The 19,997-nt window shown below is 56.8% G+C and carries 16 protein-coding genes; 11 read left to right on the top strand and 5 right to left on the bottom strand.

Annotated elements, in window-relative coordinates:
- Positions 1-98 precede the first annotated feature (98 nt).
- Positions 99-1,772, bottom strand: coding sequence for a DNA repair protein RecN (recN, locus tag CPH17_RS10710; RefSeq protein ID WP_096299431.1), 1,674 nt, complete (start codon positions 1,770-1,772; stop codon positions 99-101).
- A 195-nt stretch (positions 1,773-1,967) separates the two neighbouring features.
- On the opposite strand from recN, the gene grpE reads away from it, so the two are divergent.
- From grpE to CPH17_RS10690, 4 genes are all read left to right on the top strand, one after another.
- Complete coding sequence (grpE, locus tag CPH17_RS10705) at positions 1,968-2,606, top strand: nucleotide exchange factor GrpE (RefSeq protein WP_074397713.1); 639 nt, start codon at positions 1,968-1,970, stop codon at positions 2,604-2,606.
- 120 nt (positions 2,607-2,726) lie between these two features.
- Positions 2,727-4,661 carry a molecular chaperone DnaK gene (gene dnaK, locus CPH17_RS10700; RefSeq protein WP_096299429.1) on the top strand — a complete coding sequence of 645 codons (1,935 nt, stop codon included), beginning with the start codon at positions 2,727-2,729 and terminating at the stop codon, positions 4,659-4,661.
- 125 nt (positions 4,662-4,786) lie between these two features.
- Positions 4,787-5,938 carry a molecular chaperone DnaJ gene (dnaJ, locus tag CPH17_RS10695; protein WP_074397711.1) on the top strand — a complete coding sequence of 384 codons (1,152 nt, stop codon included), beginning with the start codon at positions 4,787-4,789 and terminating at the stop codon, positions 5,936-5,938.
- Between the two features lie 89 nt (positions 5,939-6,027).
- Positions 6,028-6,927 carry a DMT family transporter gene (locus CPH17_RS10690; protein WP_096299427.1) on the top strand — a complete coding sequence of 300 codons (900 nt, stop codon included), beginning with the start codon at positions 6,028-6,030 and terminating at the stop codon, positions 6,925-6,927.
- Here the strand turns inward: CPH17_RS10690 and CPH17_RS10685 are convergent.
- The 3 genes from CPH17_RS10685 to CPH17_RS10675 are packed head-to-tail and all read right to left on the bottom strand — an operon-like array spanning position 6,905 to position 9,835.
- The gene (locus CPH17_RS10685; protein ID WP_074397709.1) at positions 6,905-7,654 is read right to left on the bottom strand and encodes an ABC transporter ATP-binding protein; all 750 of its coding nucleotides are present in this window, start codon (positions 7,652-7,654) and stop codon (positions 6,905-6,907) included. The two genes, CPH17_RS10690 and CPH17_RS10685, sit on opposite strands and share 23 nt — an antisense overlap.
- Positions 7,648-8,718: a FecCD family ABC transporter permease gene (locus CPH17_RS10680; protein WP_074397708.1), complete on the bottom strand. Its 1,071-nt coding sequence runs from the start codon at positions 8,716-8,718 to the stop codon at positions 7,648-7,650. The genes CPH17_RS10685 and CPH17_RS10680 overlap by 7 nt, the downstream gene beginning before the upstream one ends.
- A complete protein-coding gene (locus CPH17_RS10675) occupies positions 8,708-9,835 on the bottom strand; it encodes an ABC transporter substrate-binding protein (RefSeq protein ID WP_096299425.1) in 1,128 nt (375 codons plus the stop codon). Before CPH17_RS10675 ends, CPH17_RS10680 begins: the two co-directional genes overlap by 11 nt.
- 288 nt (positions 9,836-10,123) lie before the next feature.
- Here CPH17_RS10675 and CPH17_RS10670 point away from each other — a divergent pair, with 288 nt between their 5' ends.
- The 5 genes from CPH17_RS10670 to greA all read left to right on the top strand — a co-directional run bounded on the left by CPH17_RS10670 (position 10,124) and on the right by greA (position 16,594).
- Complete coding sequence (locus CPH17_RS10670; RefSeq protein ID WP_074397706.1) at positions 10,124-10,405, top strand: DUF2218 domain-containing protein; 282 nt, start codon at positions 10,124-10,126, stop codon at positions 10,403-10,405.
- 99 nt (positions 10,406-10,504) lie between these two features.
- Positions 10,505-11,311, top strand: a complete 807-nt coding sequence (dapB, locus tag CPH17_RS10665) for a 4-hydroxy-tetrahydrodipicolinate reductase (protein WP_096299423.1) — start codon at positions 10,505-10,507, stop codon at positions 11,309-11,311.
- Positions 11,312-11,684: 373 nt separating this feature from the next.
- Positions 11,685-12,830 carry a glutamine-hydrolyzing carbamoyl-phosphate synthase small subunit gene (carA, locus tag CPH17_RS10660; RefSeq protein ID WP_172898715.1) on the top strand — a complete coding sequence of 382 codons (1,146 nt, stop codon included), beginning with the start codon at positions 11,685-11,687 and terminating at the stop codon, positions 12,828-12,830.
- 60 nt (positions 12,831-12,890) lie between these two features.
- The gene (gene carB, locus CPH17_RS10655) at positions 12,891-16,121 is read left to right on the top strand and encodes a carbamoyl-phosphate synthase large subunit (protein ID WP_096299419.1); all 3,231 of its coding nucleotides are present in this window, start codon (positions 12,891-12,893) and stop codon (positions 16,119-16,121) included.
- A complete protein-coding gene (gene greA / locus CPH17_RS10650) occupies positions 16,118-16,594 on the top strand; it encodes a transcription elongation factor GreA (RefSeq protein WP_074397702.1) in 477 nt (158 codons plus the stop codon). The genes carB and greA overlap by 4 nt, the downstream gene beginning before the upstream one ends.
- Before the next feature lie 108 nt (positions 16,595-16,702).
- Here greA and yhbY read toward each other — a convergent pair whose 3' ends face one another.
- Positions 16,703-17,029, bottom strand: a complete 327-nt coding sequence (gene yhbY, locus CPH17_RS10645; protein ID WP_074397701.1) for a ribosome assembly RNA-binding protein YhbY — start codon at positions 17,027-17,029, stop codon at positions 16,703-16,705.
- 114 nt (positions 17,030-17,143) lie between these two features.
- Between yhbY and rlmE the strand changes: the two genes are divergently transcribed.
- Together rlmE and ftsH are read left to right on the top strand one after the other, a co-directional pair.
- A complete protein-coding gene (gene rlmE, locus CPH17_RS10640) occupies positions 17,144-17,791 on the top strand; it encodes a 23S rRNA (uridine(2552)-2'-O)-methyltransferase RlmE (RefSeq protein ID WP_096299417.1) in 648 nt (215 codons plus the stop codon).
- Positions 17,792-17,996: 205 nt separating this feature from the next.
- The gene (gene ftsH / locus CPH17_RS10635; RefSeq protein ID WP_074397699.1) at positions 17,997-19,997 is read left to right on the top strand and encodes an ATP-dependent zinc metalloprotease FtsH; all 2,001 of its coding nucleotides are present in this window, start codon (positions 17,997-17,999) and stop codon (positions 19,995-19,997) included.

Raw genomic sequence — 19,997 nt, 5'->3', positions numbered from 1 at the left:
TGCCCATCGCCTCTGGGCTGCCTAGCTGAAATGCTAGGCGGCCCGGGGGCGTTTCTGTGGGACGTTCGATAATAGCCAAGGGCGCGCGAGGCGCGTTGTTAATGCGGTTTGCGTTGGCTTGCGTTGAGCATTTCACGTGCGTGGGCAAGGGTTTGGTCAGAGAGCGTGACGCCGCCCAGCATGCGGGCGAGTTCGCTCACACGACCCTGTTCATCGAGAAGGGCCATCTGCGTCAGGGTCGTATCGCGCTTAGCGCGTTTTTCAATGTGTAGATGTTGGTGAGCCTGTGCGGCCACCTGGGGCAGGTGAGTGACGGTCATTACCTGACCGTTTTCGCCGAGCTTGCGCAGCAGTTGGCCAACGATTTCCGCGGTGGCGCCGGACACTCCCACGTCGACTTCATCAAACACCAGGCTTGGAATGGTCGAGTGAGACGCGGCGACGACCTGTATGGCCAAGCTAATGCGCGAAAGCTCACCGCCTGACGCCACCTTGGTGAGCGGTCTGGCGGGTTGGCCGGGGTTAGCGCTGATTAAAAAGTGGACATGGTCGAGGCCTTCCGCTGCCGGTGTGTCGCGGGGGGTGACGGCAACTTCGAAGCGCGCCTTGCCCATGGCCAGAAAGGTAAGCTGCTGCTGAACTTCTTTACCCAATTGCACAGCCGCTTTTTGGCGTGCTTCGCTTAGCCGTTTGGCCTCGCCGCGATAGCGCTCACGGTAGTTGGCGAGCTGGGCGCTCAGGGTTTCAATATCGTTATCGCTGTTGTCCAACTCAGCAACTTCGCGAGTCAGCTCAGCGTGCAGTGCACAGACCTCATCCGGCGCGACATGGTGTTTGCGGGCGATACGGTGAACATCAGCCAAGCGCTGCTCCACCCAAGCCAAGCGTTCCGGGTCGAGCTCGGTGGTGCTGGCGAAATGGTTGAGTTCGCTGGCCGCTTCTTCAATCTGAATGCGCGCATCGCTGAGCATGGCGAGGGTATTGGCCAGCGTACCTTTGTCGCTCCCTGGTAAGGCGCTTAAATGCGTATAAGCTTGGTTAAGCAGCGACAGGGCGCCGCCTTCGTCGCTGGCGCAGCAATCGGCGGCAAATTGTGTTTCACGTAAGGTTTCGTCGGCGTGGGCCAGCGTGTGCTGCTCGTTTTCCAGGGTCTCCAATTCGCCTTCCGCAAGCCCCAGCTGGTCGAGTTCTTCTACCTGATAACGCAGCAATTGTCGTTTGGCTTCCACTTCGCTGCCAGCTTCCTTGCGCTGTTTAAGACGCCGGTTGGTGCTGCGCCAGTCGTGATACGTCGCGGCAAGCCGCTGTGCCGCCTCGCGAAGTCCCGCATAATCATCGAGCAGCGCGAGGTGAGTTTCTTCACGCATTAACGCTTGGTGGGCATGCTGGCCGTGAATCTGTACCAGCCGTTCACCCAGCGATTTTAGGTCGCTGATCGTGGCCGGCTGTCCATTGATCCAGGCCTTGGAGCGTCCACTTGCGGTTACCACGCGCCGCAACAAGCACTCGTCGCAGGGGAGTTCCCGGCTACTCAGCCACTCGATGGCAGCGGGCAAGTGCTGAATATCGAATCGCGCCGATAGGTCTGTGCGCTCACTGCCGTGGCGCACGCTGCCGGCATCGGCGCGCTCACCCAAGCAAAGGCCCAATGCTCCCAATAAAATTGATTTGCCCGCCCCGGTTTCGCCGGTAATGGCGGTCATGCCATGCGTCAGGTCGAGCTCTAGATGCTCAACGATCGCGTAATCTCGAATAGCAAGCTGAGTCAGCATAAGGCCCTCCTGAGGCACAGCGGAGCGAGCGCGGCATGCGCGCCTGAGTATTGTTGTTTTATACAGTAGTCGAAACCGCGCTTCAATGCCCACTTGAGATGGCTTTTATGGTCCCCATATACCGTGCATAGCCAATTTATATCGCTACTTACTATCGGGCTTTTGACTAGCCCCCGAACGTTGCAGGAGCAAGGCATGGCAAAAGAACCGCAAACGCCACTAGATGACGAGCTGGCTCGCCACGAGCAAGAAGCAGAAACCCCGGAGCAAGAGGCGGAAGATCGCTTGGTTGAAGGCGAGCTGGAAGGCTTGATTAATGACGAAGAAGCGATTGTTGATAGCGTCGATGACGGCTCCGAAGCAGACGCCCTGGCCGCCCAGGTACAAGACCTGGAGCAACGTCTGGCAGAAGCCAACGACCAATCGCTAAGAGCGGCCGCTGAAGCGCAAAACGTGCGTCGTCGAGCGGAGCTTGAAGCCGAAAAGGCACGCAAATTTGCCTTGGAAAAGTTTGTTAAAGACCTGCTGCCGGTCGTCGACAGCCTGGAAAAAGCGCTCGAATCCATGCAGGAAGACGCCTCAGACGTTCATCGAGAAGGCGTCTCAATGACACTGAAGATGCAGCTTGATGTGCTGAACAAGTTTGGTGTCGAAAGCATTGAGCCCCAAGGCGAACCCTTCGACCCGCAAGTTCATGAAGCCATGGCGATGGTGCCGAACCCTGAGCTCGAGCCCAACACCGTCATGGAGGTAATGCAAAAAGGCTACTCATTGAATGGACGTCTTGTACGCCCAGCGATGGTAGTCGTTAGTCAGAAAGCGAGTGAGTCATAAGGCAGATAAGGCATAAAAAAGCCTTGAAAAGTCTCAGGTGGCCCCCAAATAAAGGGCAACCCCGCGGGATACCCGCAATCAGTTTGACGTATTGAAACAACCAGATTCGAGGTTCTTATTATGGGACGCATTATTGGTATTGATTTGGGCACCACCAACTCTTGTGTATCGGTGCTCGATGGCGACAGTGCAAAAGTCATTGAAAATGCGGAAGGCGGCCGTACCACACCGTCTATCATCGCTTACACCGACGACGGTGAAACGCTCGTTGGCCAGGCAGCCAAGCGCCAAGCGGTCACCAACCCAGAAAACACGCTATATGCCATCAAGCGTCTAATCGGCCGTCGTTTTAAAGACGATGTCGTACAAAAAGACATTAAAATGGTGCCTTACAAAATTACCGAAGCGGATAACGGTGACGCTTGGGTAGAAGTGAAAGGTAAAAAAATGGCGCCGCCGCAGGTCAGCGCGGAAGTGCTTAAGAAAATGAAGAAGACGGCGGAAGATTACCTCGGCGAAACTGTTACCGAGGCGGTCATTACGGTACCGGCTTACTTCAACGACAGCCAGCGTCAGGCTACCAAGGATGCGGGTCGCATCGCTGGTTTGGATGTTAAGCGCATCATCAACGAGCCGACCGCGGCAGCGCTCGCCTACGGTATGGACAAGTCTCGCGGCGATAAAACCATCGCGGTCTACGACCTGGGCGGCGGTACCTTCGATATTTCGATCATCGAAGTCGCCGATGTTGACGGCGAAACCCAGTTTGAAGTGCTGGCCACCAATGGCGACACTTTCCTGGGCGGCGAAGACTTTGACCTGGCGTTGATTAACTATCTGGTTGACCAGTTCAAATCGGACAGCGGTATTGACCTGTCCGGTGACAATCTGGCCATGCAGCGTCTGAAAGAAGCCGCCGAGAAAGCCAAAATCGAGCTGTCCAGCGCACAGCAAACCGACGTTAACCTGCCGTACATCACGGCGGACAACACAGGGCCGAAGCACCTTAACGTGAAGGTGACCCGTGCCAAGCTGGAATCGCTGGTAGATGACCTGGTACAGCGCTCAATGGAGCCGTGCAAGATGGCCCTTAAAGATGCTGGCCTGTCGGCATCTGAAATTGACGACGTGATCCTGGTCGGTGGCCAGACGCGCATGCCGCTGGTCCAGCAGAAAGCCGCTGAGTTCTTCGGTAAAGAAGCACGTAAAGACGTTAACCCTGACGAAGCGGTGGCCGTGGGTGCTGCGATTCAGGGCGGTGTGCTGGGCGGCGACGTTAAAGACGTACTGCTGCTCGACGTTACCCCGTTAACCTTGGGTATCGAAACCCTGGGGGGTGTAATGACACCGCTGATCGAGAAAAACACCACTATTCCGACCAAGAAGACGCAAACCTTCTCCACGGCGGATGACAACCAGACGGCGGTGACCATCCATGCCGTGCAAGGCGAGCGTAAGCAAGTATCGCAGAACAAGTCGCTGGGTCGCTTTGATCTTGCCGATATTCCGCCCGCGCCGCGCGGTGTGCCGCAAATCGAAGTGGCTTTCGATCTGGATGCCAACGGTATTCTGAACGTATCAGCCAAAGATAAGGCAACCGGCAAAGAGCAGTCGATCGTCATCAAGGCGTCCAGCGGCTTGACCGACGAAGAAATCGATCAAATGGTACGCGATGCCGAAGCCCACGCGGACGAAGATAAAAAGTTCGAAGCGCTGGTGCAGCTGCGTAACCAGGCGGACGGCATGATCCACGCTACGCGTAAAACGCTGGAAGAAGCCGGTGACAAAGCGACCGATGACGAGAAACAAGCCATCGAAACCGCTATCACCGAGTTGGAAGAAGCCACTAAAGGCGACGACCAAGAGCTGATTCAGCAAAAACTCGACGCGCTCACCGAGGCGTCAGGCAAGCTGGCACAAAAGATGTACGCCGAGCAGGCAGAAGGCGCTGAGCAGCCGGGTGAAGAGGGCGCCGACCAAGGCAAATCGAAGCCTGAAGAAGACGTGGTTGACGCCGAGTACGAAGAAGTCAACGACGAGCAAAAGAAACAGTAACCCCTCTTTCTGCCAAGGAAAGCGGTGACGCGGGAGGCAACCTCCCGCGTTGCTGTTTCCGCGGCCGAGACGCTCGAAGTTAAATGTGCAGTTGAATGCGTAGCTAACCAGGAGGCGTAGGACCCATGTCCCAACGCGATTATTATGAAGTCCTGGGTGTCGAAAAAGGGGCTGATCAGAAAGAGATCAAGAAGGCCTACCGTCGCCTGGCGCAAAAGTATCACCCCGACCGTAACCCGGATGATGACACCGCTGCGGAGAAATTCCGTGAGGTATCGGAAGCCTACGAAGTCTTAACCGACAGCGAAAAACGTGCCGCTTACGATCAGTTTGGCCATGCCGGGGTTGACGGCCAAGGCGGCTTTGGTGGCGGAGGTTTTGGCGGCGGTGGCGCTGGCGATTTCAGCGACATCTTTGGCGATGTGTTTGGCGATATTTTCGGTGGCGGCGGTGGACGTCGGCGCGGCCCCAATGCGCCTGCACGGGGCTCTGATCTGCGCTATAACCTTGAGCTGGACCTGGAAAACGCAGTGGCCGGTACCACGGTCGATATCCGCGTACCGCGGCATATTGAATGCGATCGCTGCGATGGCGGCGGTGCTGAACCAGGTTCAAGCAAAGATACCTGTCCAACGTGCCATGGCCACGGCCAAGTGCGTATGCAGCAAGGTTTCTTCGCCGTTCAGCAAACCTGCCCGACCTGTCATGGCTCTGGCCAACACATCAAAGTGCCGTGCCATAAATGTAACGGCGAAGGTCGCGTGCGCGAGACCCGGACGCTGTCGGTGAAGATTCCCCCAGGCGTGGACACCGGCGACCGCATCCGTTTGAATGCGGAAGGCGAAAGCGGCGTCAACGGCGGCCCTCCGGGCGATTTGTATGTCCAGGTAGCCATCAAGCCGCACCATATCTTCCAGCGTGACGGTAAGCACCTGCAGTGTGATGTGCCGATCAACTTTGTTGATGCTGCCCTTGGCGGGGAGCTGGAAGTGCCGACGCTCGACGGGCGCGTGAAGCTGAAAATTCCGCCGGAAACCCAAACCGGCAAGCTATTCCGTCTGCGCGGTAAAGGCGTGAAGCCCGTGCGTGGCGGTGCTCCTGGCGATCTGCTATGCAAAGTGGTGGTGGAAACCCCGGTCAATCTCAATGACGAGCAGCAAGACCTGCTGCGTCAGCTACAAAAGAGCTTGGACGGCACCAACAGCCATAGCCATTCGCCGAAGAAAACCGGCTTTTTCGATAGCGTGAAGAAGTTCTTTGAAGAGATGAAGCCGTAATTTTGAGATGATGCTAATCAGCTAGGTGCTTGGTTCAAAAACCCTCGGTTCGCCCGGGGGTTTTTGCTGTTTAGGGAGTGCTGTACACGATGGATAACCTCCAGGAGAGGCCCACTAAAGGTATTTTGCTTAGGATTCTCTCTGGTGTGCTATTTACCGGCATGTTGGTGAGCATCAAGGCGGTCAGTGACGTTGTGCCGGTGGGCCAGTCGGTATTTTTCCGCTCGCTGTTTGCGCTGTTGCCCATAGTGGTATTTCTTGCCCTGCGCCGGGAGTTTCCTCGCGGGCTGGCAACGCGTCGCCCGCTGGGGCATGCGTTGCGCTCTGGCTTGGGGGCGGCGGCGATGTTCGCGTCCTTTGCGGCGGTCGCTCTATTGCCGGTTGCCGAGGCTACGTTGCTCGCCCAGTTAACGCCGGTGTTCATGGCCGTTGGTGGGATTTTGCTATTGAGCGAGCGGTTTTCGCTCCATCGTGCCGGCGCCATTGTGTTTGCGCTCTTAGGTATGGCGGTATTAGTGCTGCCTGGGTTGGAAGCGGACGAGGCGGGTGGGCAATTGCCGGGCTATGCGTTAGGGGCGCTTAGCGCGTTGTTAACGGCAGGGGCGCTGCTTACCGTGCGGCGGATTTCACGTACGGAAACAGCAGGTGCTATCGCCTTCTATTTTATACTGGTGTCGTCGCTGGCAGGCCTGGCAACGCTACCGATGGGCTGGGCGGCGCTTAGCCCAGAAGAGTTTGGGTTGCTGGTGTTGTCAGGCCTGTTTGGCGGCGCGGCGCATATCGCGATGACGCTGGCGTTGCGCTATGCGGAAGCATCGCGCTTGGCGCCATTTGAGTATATAGCATTGGTGTGGCCGGTATTGGCGGATTGGGTGTTGTTCGGAATACCTGTCTCTAGTGGTTTCCTACTTGCACTGCCGCTGATGTTAAGCGGCGTGGCACTCGCCGCCATGGAGGGAAGGCGGTTTAGATGGCTTCTTCGACGATAAGCTGCGGGCTGCCTTTTGAGCAGGGCTCAATGCGCGCGTTTACTCGGTAAACGGACTGCAGCAGTGCAGGCGTAATCACGTCCGCCGTGGGACCGCAGGCAATTAGACGACCGTGTTCAAGCACCATGGACGCATCGGTAAAGCGCAGCGCATGCCCCAGGTCATGCAGTGCTACCAGGATGAGCATTTGCCGCTCGTCGGCTAGCCGACGCAGTACGCTCAGCAGGCTAATTTGGCGATTCAGGTCGAGCGCTGAGGTGGGCTCGTCCAGCATCAGAATCTCGGGCTCCTGCACCAACGCTTGGGCGGCGCTGACCAGTTGGCGCTGCCCGCCGCTAAGGTCGCCAATATCGCGTTCGCCCAATGTGGCGATATTCAGCTCATCTAATGCACGGTCAACCTGTGCTAAATCTTCGCCCTGGACTTTTAGGCTGCGCCCTTGCATGCGCGCCAACAGCACTGATTCATATACCGTTAGCACTGCTTTCGCCCCTGTGTCTTGGGGCATGTAGGCCACGGGGCGCTCGGCGCTTGTACCGCTGATGACCACCTCGCCTTCACCTTTTAATAGACCCAGGATGCGGCGAAATAAGGTGGATTTGCCTGCGGCATTAGGGCCAAGCAGGGCCACCACTTGCCCACCCTGAAAGCGCGGGGTAGTGATGTCTTGGATAATGGAACGCCGCCCGTAGCGGGCGGAAACGCGATTCAGCTGTAGGGTTACCATGATGCCTTCTTGTGGTTAAGCACGAGAAACAGAAAGAAGGGAATCCCAACGAGAGACGTAATGATGCCAATGGGAATAATGGTGCCCGGAATAATGATTTTGGAAATCACCGAGCCAACCGACAGAATTAGTGCGCCACACAGCGCTGAGCCTGGCAAGAAGAAGCGCTGGTCCTCGCCGAGCATAAGGCGCGCAATATGCGGCCCCACCAAGCCAATAAACCCGATGGTGCCGACAAACGCGACGGCAATAGCCGCAAGCAACGATACCAGTACCAGCACTTCCAGGCGCAGCGAGCGCGGATTCACGCCCATGCTTTCGGCTTTGGCGTCGCCCAGTCGCATGGCGGTGAGCGCCCAGCCGTGTCGCGCAAGCAGTGGTATCACCATGGCCAATACGCTCAGCGCGATCCAGAATTTCGGCCAGGTCGCTTTGGTCAGGCTGCCCATGGTCCAAAACACTACCGCGGACACGGCCTCTTGGCTGGCAAAGAACTGAATCAGCGACATTAGCGAGTTGAAGATGAACACCATGGCGATGCCCAGTAGCACAATGGTTTCTACCGTCACACCGCGCTTAAGGCTTAAGGCATGAATTAAGAACGCTGTGAACATGGCCATTATGAAGGCGTTGATGGGCACCACAAACTCAATGGCGGCAGGCACCAGCGCTACACCAAAAGCGAGCCCTAACGCTGCACCAAAACTTGCTCCAGCCGAAATCCCCAGGGTAAACGGACTGGCCAGCGGGTTGCTCAGGATGGTTTGCATCTGAGCGCCGGCCACCGAGAGGCTGGCGCCCACAACCAGTGCCATCAGGGCTACCGGCATGCGTATCTCCCAGAGAATGACGCGTGCCTGCTGGCTGACGTTATCTGGGGTGAACAAGGCGGTAACGACTTCGCCCAGGCTGTAGCGTGCCGGGCCAAGGGCTAGGTCAACGCATAGACTGAAAAATAGTGCGACCACCAGCGCTGCCAGAATCATCTGGCGACGAAACACTTGGCTACGATAGAAAGCGCGTCCCTGTGGGGCGGGCGCTGCCGTCATGGTTTCACTCGTCATTTAATGACACCCAGTAACCGGGTTCGTAGTCGATGGGTAAAAAGCGGTCGTGCAGCTCACGCATAGTGGCTTCCGGTTCCAGGTCTTCAAACAGTTGCGGATGTAGCCATTTGGCTAACTGCTGAACCGCCACGAAGTAATAGGGACTGTTGTAGAACTGGTGCCAGATAGCATGGACGTTGTCTGATTCGACCGCGCGTATGCCGGTCATGGCCGTGCGTTCAGTGAGGGCGTCGAGCTTTTCACGGGCTTTATCCATGTCTGCCCCTGGGCCCATGCCCACCCAGTCGCCGCCCGGCACGTAGGCATCCCAGTTGCCGCCGGTTACCACCATGTGCTCCGGATCAGCAGCAATGATCTGTTCAGGGTTCAGGTTGCCAAAACTGTCGGGGATAATGTCCGCGGCAATGTTGCTGCCGCCCGCCAGAGTGACATATTCACCAAAGTTGGCTGGGCCAAAGCTCATGCAGCACTCGTCGGAGTAACCGCCCGCCCGGTCGATAAACACACTGGGGCGCTTGGGGTCCGCTTCGGCAATAACATCGGTTACCCGCGCCATCTGCTCTTCCGCAAACGCGATAAATTCCTCGGCGGCGGCTTCATCGCCCATCAGCTTGCCAATGATGCGCATCGAGGAAATGGTGTTTTCGATGGGATCCTCACGAAAATCCACGTAGACGATGGGAATGTCCAACTCGGCCAGCTTGTCGTCGTAGCCGGCGTCTTCGGTGGCGGCTTTGGCCTCGATATTCATCAGCACGACATCGGGCGTGAGAGAAGCCGCCTGCTCGACATCAAAGGTGCCGTCCTTGAACCCGCCGAAGGTGGGCAGGTCGTCGATTTCCGGAAAGCGTTCGGCGTAGCGCGCATAGTTATCGGGGTCCGCCTGGGAAAAGTCCTCCCGCCAGCCCACTACATGGGCAAAGGGATCTTCCGGCTCTAATAACCCCAGCAGATAAATCTGCCTGCCCTCGCCTAAAATGACCCGTTCCGCTGGGGCGTCCAGGGTAACGTCGCGGCCAGCGACGTCGGTCACGGTGATGTCGTCGGCGACAGCAGCGGCGCAGCTCAAAACGGAGACCGCGCCCAGCAACAGTTTGGAAAAGTGGGCAGCCATAATTACCTTCATAACCGGATAAGTAACAAGTGAGTGGAGTGGGTAAAAGCGCCAGCCTGGCGGATGGCCAGTAATAAACCACGTTGTGCGTATAATTCGCATTCTCAAGGGCGCCATTATTGCTTAAACGCCTGGGTCTGTCGATATGTCTCTCAAGGTGGGGCTCGTTGTGTATAAGCATGCCCGTGAACACGTTGTTGCACTGAAAGCCCATTCGTTGCTTGGCTCTTATCCCAGTGCGCATTAGGCTGGTAGGTACTCACTCGCTACTTCTGTGGAGAAAGCGGCATGCCCCTATCCCGTGCTGAAATCGCGACGCCTTCTGGCGAACGCTTAATTAATCGCTTGTGCAAGCACTGGTCGCATAAGCTTGAGGTCGAGCAATCTGAACAAGAAGCCAAAATTACATTTAGTTCGGGCACTTGCCTGATGCGAGCCGGTGACGAAACATTAACGGTGGCGATCGAGACGCTTGAAGAAGGCCACTTGGATGAGTTGGAAGGCGTGGTGGAGCGCCATCTGGTGCGGATGGCCGGTGATGAAGCGCTGGTTATCGTCTGGGAAAACTAGTCGACCCCGACGGCGCGGATTCCCGCCGCGCGTCTGCTATAATCGCGGCCACGTTTGATATCCACTTTGATGCTGAAAGACGCAAGCGCAGGAGTTTCGATGACCCGAGTTGCCATTGTAGGCGTCGCTGGCCGGATGGGCCGCACGCTGGTAAATGCTGTTGAACAAGAGGCTGACGCGACCCTGGCGGGCGGTATTGTGGAGCCGGGCAGCTCATTGGTTGGCGCCGATATCGGCGAGCTGGCGGGCATTGGCAGGCGCGGTGTGGCAGCAGTGGATGACCTGAGCGATATCGTCGACGACTTTGACGTGCTGATCGACTTCACGGCCCCGCAGGTGACGCTGGCCAACCTTGCGTTCTGCGCCGAGCACGGCAAACGCATCGTGATTGGCACCACCGGCATGAATGATGATGAGTTGGCTCAGTTGGATAGCTTTCGCGATCGCGTCGCCATGGTATTTGCGCCCAATATGAGCGTGGGGGTGAACCTGACGCTCAAGCTGTTGGAAACCGCTGCTAAAGCGCTAGGCGATGAAGGCTATGATATTGAAGTGATTGAGTCCCATCACCGCCACAAGGTCGATGCCCCCTCCGGCACCGCGATCAAAATGGGGGAAGTGGTCGCAAAAAGCCTGGATCGCACGTTAAAAGAACATGGCGTGTTCGAGCGGGTGGGGCAATGCGGGCCGCGCACCGATAAAGAAATTGGCTTTGCCACCGTGCGCGCAGGGGATATTGTCGGCGAGCACACGGTGATGTTTGCCACCGAGGGCGAACGTATCGAAATCACCCATAAAGCGTCCAGTCGCATGACCTTTGCCAAAGGCGCGGTGCGCGCAGCGCGCTGGGTCGCGGGGAAAGAGTGCGGCCGTTACGATATGCAGGATGTGCTGGGCTTAGATTGAGCGGTGGCAATGCTCAAGCAGCCCATCATTAAGGGGTAGTCTTAGGTCTAAAATTCCTGTAACATTCCAAAAATTTTGGCCGAGTGGCTGCCGCTACGTAGCAAAATATCTGCAGCGAATGTCTGTGGAGAAAGCACCGCGCTTGTTGCACTGGTCTTAGGTTAGCGAAATAGGCAGCTAGTTACTGCGCCATGGCGGTCAGTCATGGAAGAGAACAACAAGCGGGATGAAACCGATTTTTTACTGTCGGCTTCGTCCCGCTTTTTTACGACCTGAGTTTTACTAACCGCGTCGTGGATAATGAAGAAATTGCCGAGCCTGCGCCCACAGGCTCCCACCAGCATGGGAGGACCTTGTTTTGAATAACCCCGCATTGAGCAAACCCGCGATATTGGCCCTGGAAGATGGCAGCGTGTTTCACGGAACCGCCATTGGTGCGGAGGGGGTCACAAGCGGTGAGGTGGTGTTCAATACGGCCATGACCGGCTATCAAGAAATCCTCACCGACCCCTCCTATACTCGTCAAATTGTCACGCTTACTTACCCCCATATTGGCAACACCGGCGTTAACAGCGAAGACGTTGAATCCGCCTCGATTGCCGCGGCGGGCTTGGTGATTCGTGATTTGCCACTCATGGCCAGCAGCTTCCGCTCTGAGCAGTCGTTGTCGGACTACCTGAAAAGCCAAAACGTGCTGGGCATTGCCGATATCGACACCCGCCGCTTAACGCGCATCTTGCGTGATAAGGGCGCGCAGAACGGCGCGATTTTGGCGGGCGTTGACGCTGAAGGCGACGGCGCGGTAGAGCGGGCGCTGGAAGCTGCCAAGGCGTTTCCTGGGTTGAAGGGCATGGATCTGGCCAAAGAAGTGTCGTGTAAAGAAGCCTATGAGTGGTCTGAGGGTGAGTGGGCGCTGGGTGAGGGTTATGCAGATGCCGCACAGACCGAGCGCCCCTATCATGTGGTGGCGTTCGATTACGGGGTGAAATTCAACATTCTGCGCATGCTGGCCGCTCGCGGCTGCCGCCTGACGGTTGTGCCCGCGCAAACGCCCGCCGCCGAGGTGCTGGCGATGAACCCTGATGGCGTCTTCCTGGCCAACGGCCCCGGTGATCCCGAGCCATGTGATTACGCGATCACAGCCATCCAGGACGTGCTGGAAACCGATATTCCGGTGTTTGGTATTTGCTTGGGGCATCAACTGCTGGCGCTGGCCTCGGGGGCAAAAACCGTCAAGATGAGCCATGGTCACCACGGTGCCAATCACCCCGTGCAGGACCTGGATACTGGGACGGTGATGATCACCAGCCAAAACCACGGGTTCGCAGCGGATGAAGCGACCTTGCCTGCTAACGTGCGCGCAACGCACCGTTCGCTGTTTGACGGCACCTTGCAGGGGATTGAGCGCACCGACCGACCGGCGTTTAGCTTTCAGGGCCACCCGGAAGCCAGCCCCGGTCCGCGTGATGTGGCGCCGTTGTTTGATCGCTTTATCACCATGATGCAGGCGCGACGTTAACCTAGCCGCACATCGCCGTCTTTTGTCGCTCATCGTCACCCATTTTTTGCGGGAACCGTTATGCCTAAGCGTACCGACATCAACACTATTTTGATCATTGGCGCTGGCCCGATTGTCATCGGCCAGGCCTGCGAATTCGATTACTCCGGCGCCCAGGCGTGTAAAGCGCTGCGCGAGGAGGGCTTCCGGGTTGTGTTGGTCAACTCCAACCCGGCCACCATCATGACCGACCCGGCCATGGCCGACGCCACCTACATCGAACCAATCACCTGGCAGGCGGTGGAAAAGATTATTGAGGCTGAGCGGCCAGACGCTATTCTGCCCACCATGGGTGGCCAGACCGCACTGAACTGTGCGCTCGACCTGGAAAAGCATGGCGTGCTGGAAAAGTACGGCGTCGAGATGATTGGTGCCAACGCCGATGCGATTAACATGGCCGAAGATCGCGACCTGTTTGATCAGGCCATGAAGCGTATTGGGCTTGAATGCCCGAAGGCGAAAGTTGCGCACAGCATGGATGAGGCGTGGGAAATTCAGGATGAGTTGGGCTTTCCAACGATTATTCGTCCTTCTTATACCATGGGCGGCTCCGGCGGCGGCGTGGCGTACAACAAGGAAGAGTTCGAAGAGATCTGTACCCGAGGTTTCGAGCTTTCCAACAACCACGAGCTGCTGATCGATGAGTCGCTGCTGGGTTGGAAAGAGTACGAGATGGAGGTGGTGCGGGATAAGAACGACAACTGCATCATCGTCTGTGCGATTGAGAACTTCGACCCCATGGGCGTGCACACCGGTGACTCCATCACTGTGGCCCCGGCACAAACGCTGACCGATAAAGAGTATCAGATCATGCGTGACGCCAGCCTCGCGGTACTGCGCGAGATTGGCGTGGAGACCGGCGGCTCGAACGTACAGTTTGGCATGGATCCGCAAACCGGCCGCTTGGTGGTTATCGAAATGAATCCGCGGGTGTCACGCTCGTCGGCGCTGGCCTCGAAAGCCACTGGTTTCCCGATTGCCAAGATCGCCGCCAAGCTGGCAGTGGGCTATACGCTGGATGAGCTGCAGAACGATATTACCGGTGGTCGCACCCCCGCATCGTTTGAGCCGTCCATCGACTACGTGGTTACCAAGATTCCGCGCTTTACCTTTGAAAAATTCCCCCAGGCCAATGATCGCCTGACGACCCAAATGAAGTCGGTGGGCGAGGTGATGGCGATTGGCCGTACCTTCCAAGAGTCGCTGCAAAAAGCGCTGCGCGGTATGGAAACCGGCAACGACGGCCTTGACCCGATTATCAGCGACTTCACGCCGGATAACATGGCGGTTATTCAGGGCGAGCTTCAGGCGGCCGGCGCTGAGCGTATTTTCTATGTAGCTGACGCCATGCGCGCTGGAATGAGTGTCGATGATGTGTTTGCGCTGACCAATATTGACCGCTGGTTCCTGGTGCAGCTTGAAGATCTGGTGCTGACTGAAAATGCCGTTGCCAAGCGCTCGCTGGCCGATTTCTCAGCCCGTGAGCTCTATCAGCTCAAGCGCAAGGGCTTCGGCGATGCGCGCCTGGCCAAGCTGCTGAACGTGACCGAAAAAGCGTTTCGTCAGACCCGTCAGGCCGCAGGCATTCGCCCGGTCTATAAGCGCGTGGATACCTGTGCGGCGGAGTTCGCCTCGGATACCGCCTACATGTACTCCACCTATGAAGAAGAGTGCGAGGCAGACGTCTCTGACCGTCAAAAAATCATGGTGCTGGGCGGCGGCCCCAACCGGATCGGGCAGGGGATCGAGTTCGATTACTGCTGTGTGCACGCGGCGTTTGCCATGCACGACGATGGCTATGAAACCATCATGGTCAACTGCAACCCGGAAACGGTCTCCACCGATTACGACACCTCTGATCGTCTCTACTTCGAGCCGGTGACGTTGGAAGACGTGTTGGAAATCGCCGACAAAGAGAAGCCGGTGGGCGTGATTGTCCAGTTTGGGGGGCAAACGCCGCTGAAACTGGCCCGCGAGCTGGAAGCCGCTGGCGTGCCGATTATCGGCACCACGCCGGATGCCATCGACCGGGCCGAAGACCGCGAACGTTTTCAACAAATGATCGACAAGCTCGGTTTGAAGCAGCCGCCCAACGCCACGGCGCGTAGCTTTGACGAAGCCTTCGCCAAAGCCGAGGCGATTGGCTACCCGCTGGTGGTGCGCCCCAGTTACGTACTCGGTGGTCGGGCGATGGAGATCGTCTATGACGCTTCCGAACTCGAGAATTACATGATCAATGCGGTGAAAGTCTCTAACGACTCGCCGGTACTGTTGGATCACTTTTTGAGTGCGGCGGTGGAGATTGATATCGACGCGGTCTCCGACGGTCAGCAGGTAGTGATCGGCGGCATCATGCAGCACGTTGAGCAAGCGGGCGTTCACTCCGGTGACTCCGCGTGTTCGCTGCCGCCCTACTCGCTGCCCGCCGACGTGCAGGATGAGATGCGCGAGCAGGTCAAAAAGATGGCCGTCGAGCTAGGTGTCAAAGGCTTAATGAACGTGCAAATGGCCTGGCAGGATGTCGAGATCTACGTGATTGAAGTGAACCCTCGCGCGTCGCGTACCGTGCCCTTTGTCTCGAAGTGCATTGGTACCTCGCTGGCACAGATTGCCGCTCGCTGCATGGCAGGCAAGACCCTGGCCGAGCAGGGCTTTGAACGTGAAATCGTGCCGCACTTCTATAGCGTTAAAGAAGCGGTGTTCCCGTTCAATAAATTCCAGGGGGTGGATCCGATTCTCTCGCCGGAGATGAAGTCGACTGGCGAAGTCATGGGGTCGGGGGATACTTTTGCCGAAGCGTTCTTCAAAGCGCAGCTGGGGGCGGGCGAGGCGATTCCTGCATTAACCGGCGAGCGCAAAGCGTTTCTCTCGGTGCGAGAGCCAGACAAGCAGGGGATTATCGAAGTGGCCCGTTCTCTGCTAACATTGGGTTTTACTCTTTGTGCAACGCGTGGCACGGCAGCTGCCCTCGAAGCGGCTGGCTTGGCAGTGGAGCACGTCAATAAAGTCTACGAAGGTCGTCCCCATATCGTCGATCTGCTTAAGAACGACGAAATCGCCTACATTGTGAACACAACCGAAGGTCGCCAAGCCATTAACGACTCTTCGGTCATTCGCCGTACTGCTCTCGCGCGCAAGGTGCCCTATGCGACCACCTTGGCGGGCGCTAATGCTGTTTGCATGGCGCTGGAGTACGGTCGGGAGATTACGGTGCGGCGCCTTCAGGATCTGCATGCAGGAGCAAGTCAATGAATAAGGTCCCGATGACGGTAGCGGGCGAAAAAAGTCTTCGTGATGAACTGAGTCATCTTAAGGGCGAAGCGCGCCCGCAGGTGATTGCGGCGATTGCTGAGGCACGTGAGCACGGCGACCTTAAAGAAAATGCCGAGTATCATGCTGCGCGTGAACAGCAAGGGTTTATCGAAGGGCGTATCCAAGAGATTGAAAGCAAGCTCTCGGGTGCCCAGGTGATTGATGTCACCAAGCTACCCAAGACCGGGAAAGTAATTTTTGGCGTGACCGTGTCGCTGCTTAACTTAGATACGGACGCTCAGGTCTCTTACCGTATCGTTGGTGAAGACGAGGCTGACATTAAGTCGGGGCGTATTTCCGTGACCTCACCGATTGCGCGCGCGCTCATCGGTAAAGAGGAAGGTGACGTGGTGGTGGTCAAAACACCTGGCGGTGATGTCGAGTACGAAATCGGTAGTGTCGAGCACCTCTAGGGCTATGTGGCCCTGGAGTCGCTCTTTAGGGTATGGCCAAGCGCAAAAAGCCCGCGACACGATGTCGCGGGCTTTAATCATCAGGGCGGCGACTTAGTTGCGTAACGTTTAGTGGCGGCCGTGGTGGTTCTCGAAGCGTTTAATATTCGAAAGCTTAGGGTTCACTTGAGGGTTATGGCGGTAAAGCAGCGCCATTTTGCCGATGGTTTGCACCAGTTCTGATTGGCTATCGTTGATAAGCTCATCCAGCATGGCGGCCCGCTCGTCGCGCTCCGGCATTGCCAGCTTTACCTTGATGAGCTCATGGTCTCTGAGCGCACGGTCAAGTTCAGCAAGTAAATTATCGGAGACGCCGTTTTCGGAAACGGTGACGACCGGATTTAGGTGGTGACCAATGCTGCGAAATGCTTTCTTTTGTGCCTGTGACAAGCTCATGGTATCTTGCGGTATCCCAGTTTGCGCTTAACGTTCCATCTTACGGTGAAACGCCACCGAGTGAAAGGCATCGTGTGAAAGCGCCCATCGCATCTTCCAGTGTTAGAATTTTTCATGCAGCAAACGCCTCCTGGCCGCAAACGGTCATCAAGCAAAACCAGCGCGAGCTGGATGAAAGAGCATTTTGACGATCCCTATGTCAAACAGAGCTGGCAGGATGGTTATCGCTCACGGGCAAGCTATAAGCTGCTTGAAATCGATGACAAAGATAAGCTGCTTCGCCCAGGCATGACGGTCATTGACCTTGGCGCGGCGCCAGGCGGGTGGAGTCAAATTGCCGCTGAAAAAGTCGGCGAGCACGGTATGGTGATCGCTTCCGATATTCTCGAGATGGATAGCTTGGCGGATGTGGCGTTTATCCAGGGTGACTTCACCGAAGAGACGGTACTTAATGCGATCCTTAAGCACTTGGATAATCGCCCGGTAGACCTTGTTATGTCGGACATGGCCCCCAATATGAGTGGTATGGCGGCGATCGATCAGCCGCAAGCCATGTACCTGGTGGAGTTGGCCCTTGAACTGGCTCGGGAAACGCTCTCGCCTGGCGGGCAGTTACTCGTAAAGGTGTTCCAAGGCGAAGGCTTCGACAGCTATTTAAAAGAGTTGCGTAACGATTTTAAGCGTGTCGTTACACGTAAACCCAGTGCATCTCGAGCGCGTTCTCGAGAGGTCTATCTGTTAGCGGAGGGGTTTCGTGGTTAATCAGCGTCGAACGGTCTATCGCCAAGATTTATCACCGCAATAGCCAGACAGACAGTTGCAAAGTGTGTCACATTGCGCCGTAAAGGCGAGCGTGGCATAGATGGCCCAAGGCATTATACGCCTTGGCAATGGTTGAACGCTTGGTGCTGGTGTAAGGTCTCACCATTAGGTTTAACTGACGGATTCTTGTAATGAGGGTAGCCCCTTGAACGATATGGCAAAGAACCTGATCTTATGGTTGGTCATCGCGGCCGTCCTGCTGACAGTGTTCAACAATTTCAGTACCGAAAGTGCGCCCGAGTCGATGAACTACACGCAGTTTGTCGAGCAAGTGCAAGATAATCGTGTGCGCAACGTCACCATTGATGGTTACACCATCTTGGGCGAGCGTAACGATGGTTCACAGTTCCAGACCATTCGTCCGGCGGCAGAAGATCCCAAGCTAATGGATGATCTGCTGAGCAATGACGTGACGGTAATCGGTAAAGAGCCCGAGCAGCAAAGCATCTGGACGCGTCTGCTGATTGCCAGCTTCCCGATCCTGCTTATTTTGGCGATCTTCATGTTTTTCATGCGTCAAATGCAGGGTGGCGCCGGCGGTGGTAAAGGCGGCCCGATGAGCTTTGGTAAGTCCAAAGCCAAATTGCTCTCTCAAGATCAGATCAAAACCACCTTTGCTGATGTTGCTGGCTGTGACGAAGCCAAAGAAGAGGTAGAAGAGCTGGTCGACTTCCTGCGCGACCCCACCAAGTTCCAGCGTCTGGGCGGTACGATTCCGCGTGGCGTACTGATGGTGGGGCCTCCGGGTACCGGTAAAACGCTGCTTGCCAAGTCTATTTCGGGCGAAGCGAAAGTGCCGTTTTTCTCTATCTCCGGCTCCGACTTCGTGGAAATGTTTGTGGGTGTCGGCGCGTCACGTGTTCGCGACATGTTCGAGCAGGCCAAGAAACAGGCGCCGTGCATTATCTTTATCGACGAAATCGATGCGGTAGGTCGCTCACGCGGTGCTGGCATGGGTGGCGGTAACGACGAGCGCGAGCAGACGCTCAACCAGTTGCTGGTCGAAATGGACGGTTTTGAAGCCAATGAAGGCGTCATCGTGATTGCCGCGACCAACCGCCCGGATGTGCTCGACCCTGCGTTATTGCGCCCTGGGCGCTTTGACCGCCAGGTCACCGTTGGCTTACCGGATATCCGGGGCCGCGAGCACATCCTGGGTGTGCACTTGCGCAAAGTGCCGCTAGGAGATGACGTTAAGCCGCAGTTGATTGCCCGTGGTACGCCTGGCTTCTCGGGTGCCGATTTGGCCAATTTGGTCAATGAGGCCGCCTTGTTTGCCGCCCGTCGCAACAAACGCCTCGTGGGTATGGAGGAGCTTGATTTAGCCAAGGACAAGATCATGATGGGCGCTGAGCGCAAATCCATGGTCATGACCGATAAAGAAAAGCTCAATACGGCTTACCATGAGTCGGGTCACGCCATTATCGGCTTGGTCGCGCCCGATCATGATCCGGTCTACAAAGTGACGATTATTCCCCGCGGCCGCGCGCTGGGTGTCACCATGTTCTTGCCCGAAGAGGACCGCTATAGCCTGTCACGCCAGCAGATTCTCAGCCAGATATGCTCGCTGTTTGGGGGGCGTATTGCTGAAGAGATGACGCTTGGACCAAACGGTGTGACCACCGGTGCGTCCAACGATATCAAGCGTGCCACTGAGCTTGCCCATAACATGGTCGCGAAGTGGGGACTCTCGGATGAAATGGGCCCGATCATGTACGACGAGGATGAGTCCCATCAGTTCCTCGGCGGCCCTGGTCAGGGTGGCTCCAAGATGAAGTCTGGCGAAACCACGACTCGCCTCGATAAAGAAGTTCGCAAGATTATCGATGATTGCTATGAGCAGGCCCGCCAAATTCTGACTGACAACCGCGATAAGCTCGACGCGATGGCGGAGGCGCTGATGAAATACGAAACCATCGACGCCGACCAGCTGAAAGATATTATGGATGGCCGCGAGCCTCGTCCGCCGGAAGGCTGGAATGATGGTGATTCACCAGGCGGTGGAACGCCCGCAACAGATGACCAGCCAGCGGCATCGCCGACTGACTCACGTGATAGTGACGCCTCGGGCGATGACGGTGATGCGGATGACGAAGAGCCGCGCCGCCGGCCTTCTGATCCACTAGGAGGCCCCGCGGGCTCTTAA

Origin of the sequence: Halomonas sp. hl-4 (assembly GCF_900215475.1) — a bacterium.
In the GTDB taxonomy this organism is placed as follows: domain Bacteria; phylum Pseudomonadota; class Gammaproteobacteria; order Pseudomonadales; family Halomonadaceae; genus Vreelandella.
Note: the sequence above shows the minus strand (reverse complement) of the source record. Positions and strands in the feature narration are given on the sequence as shown.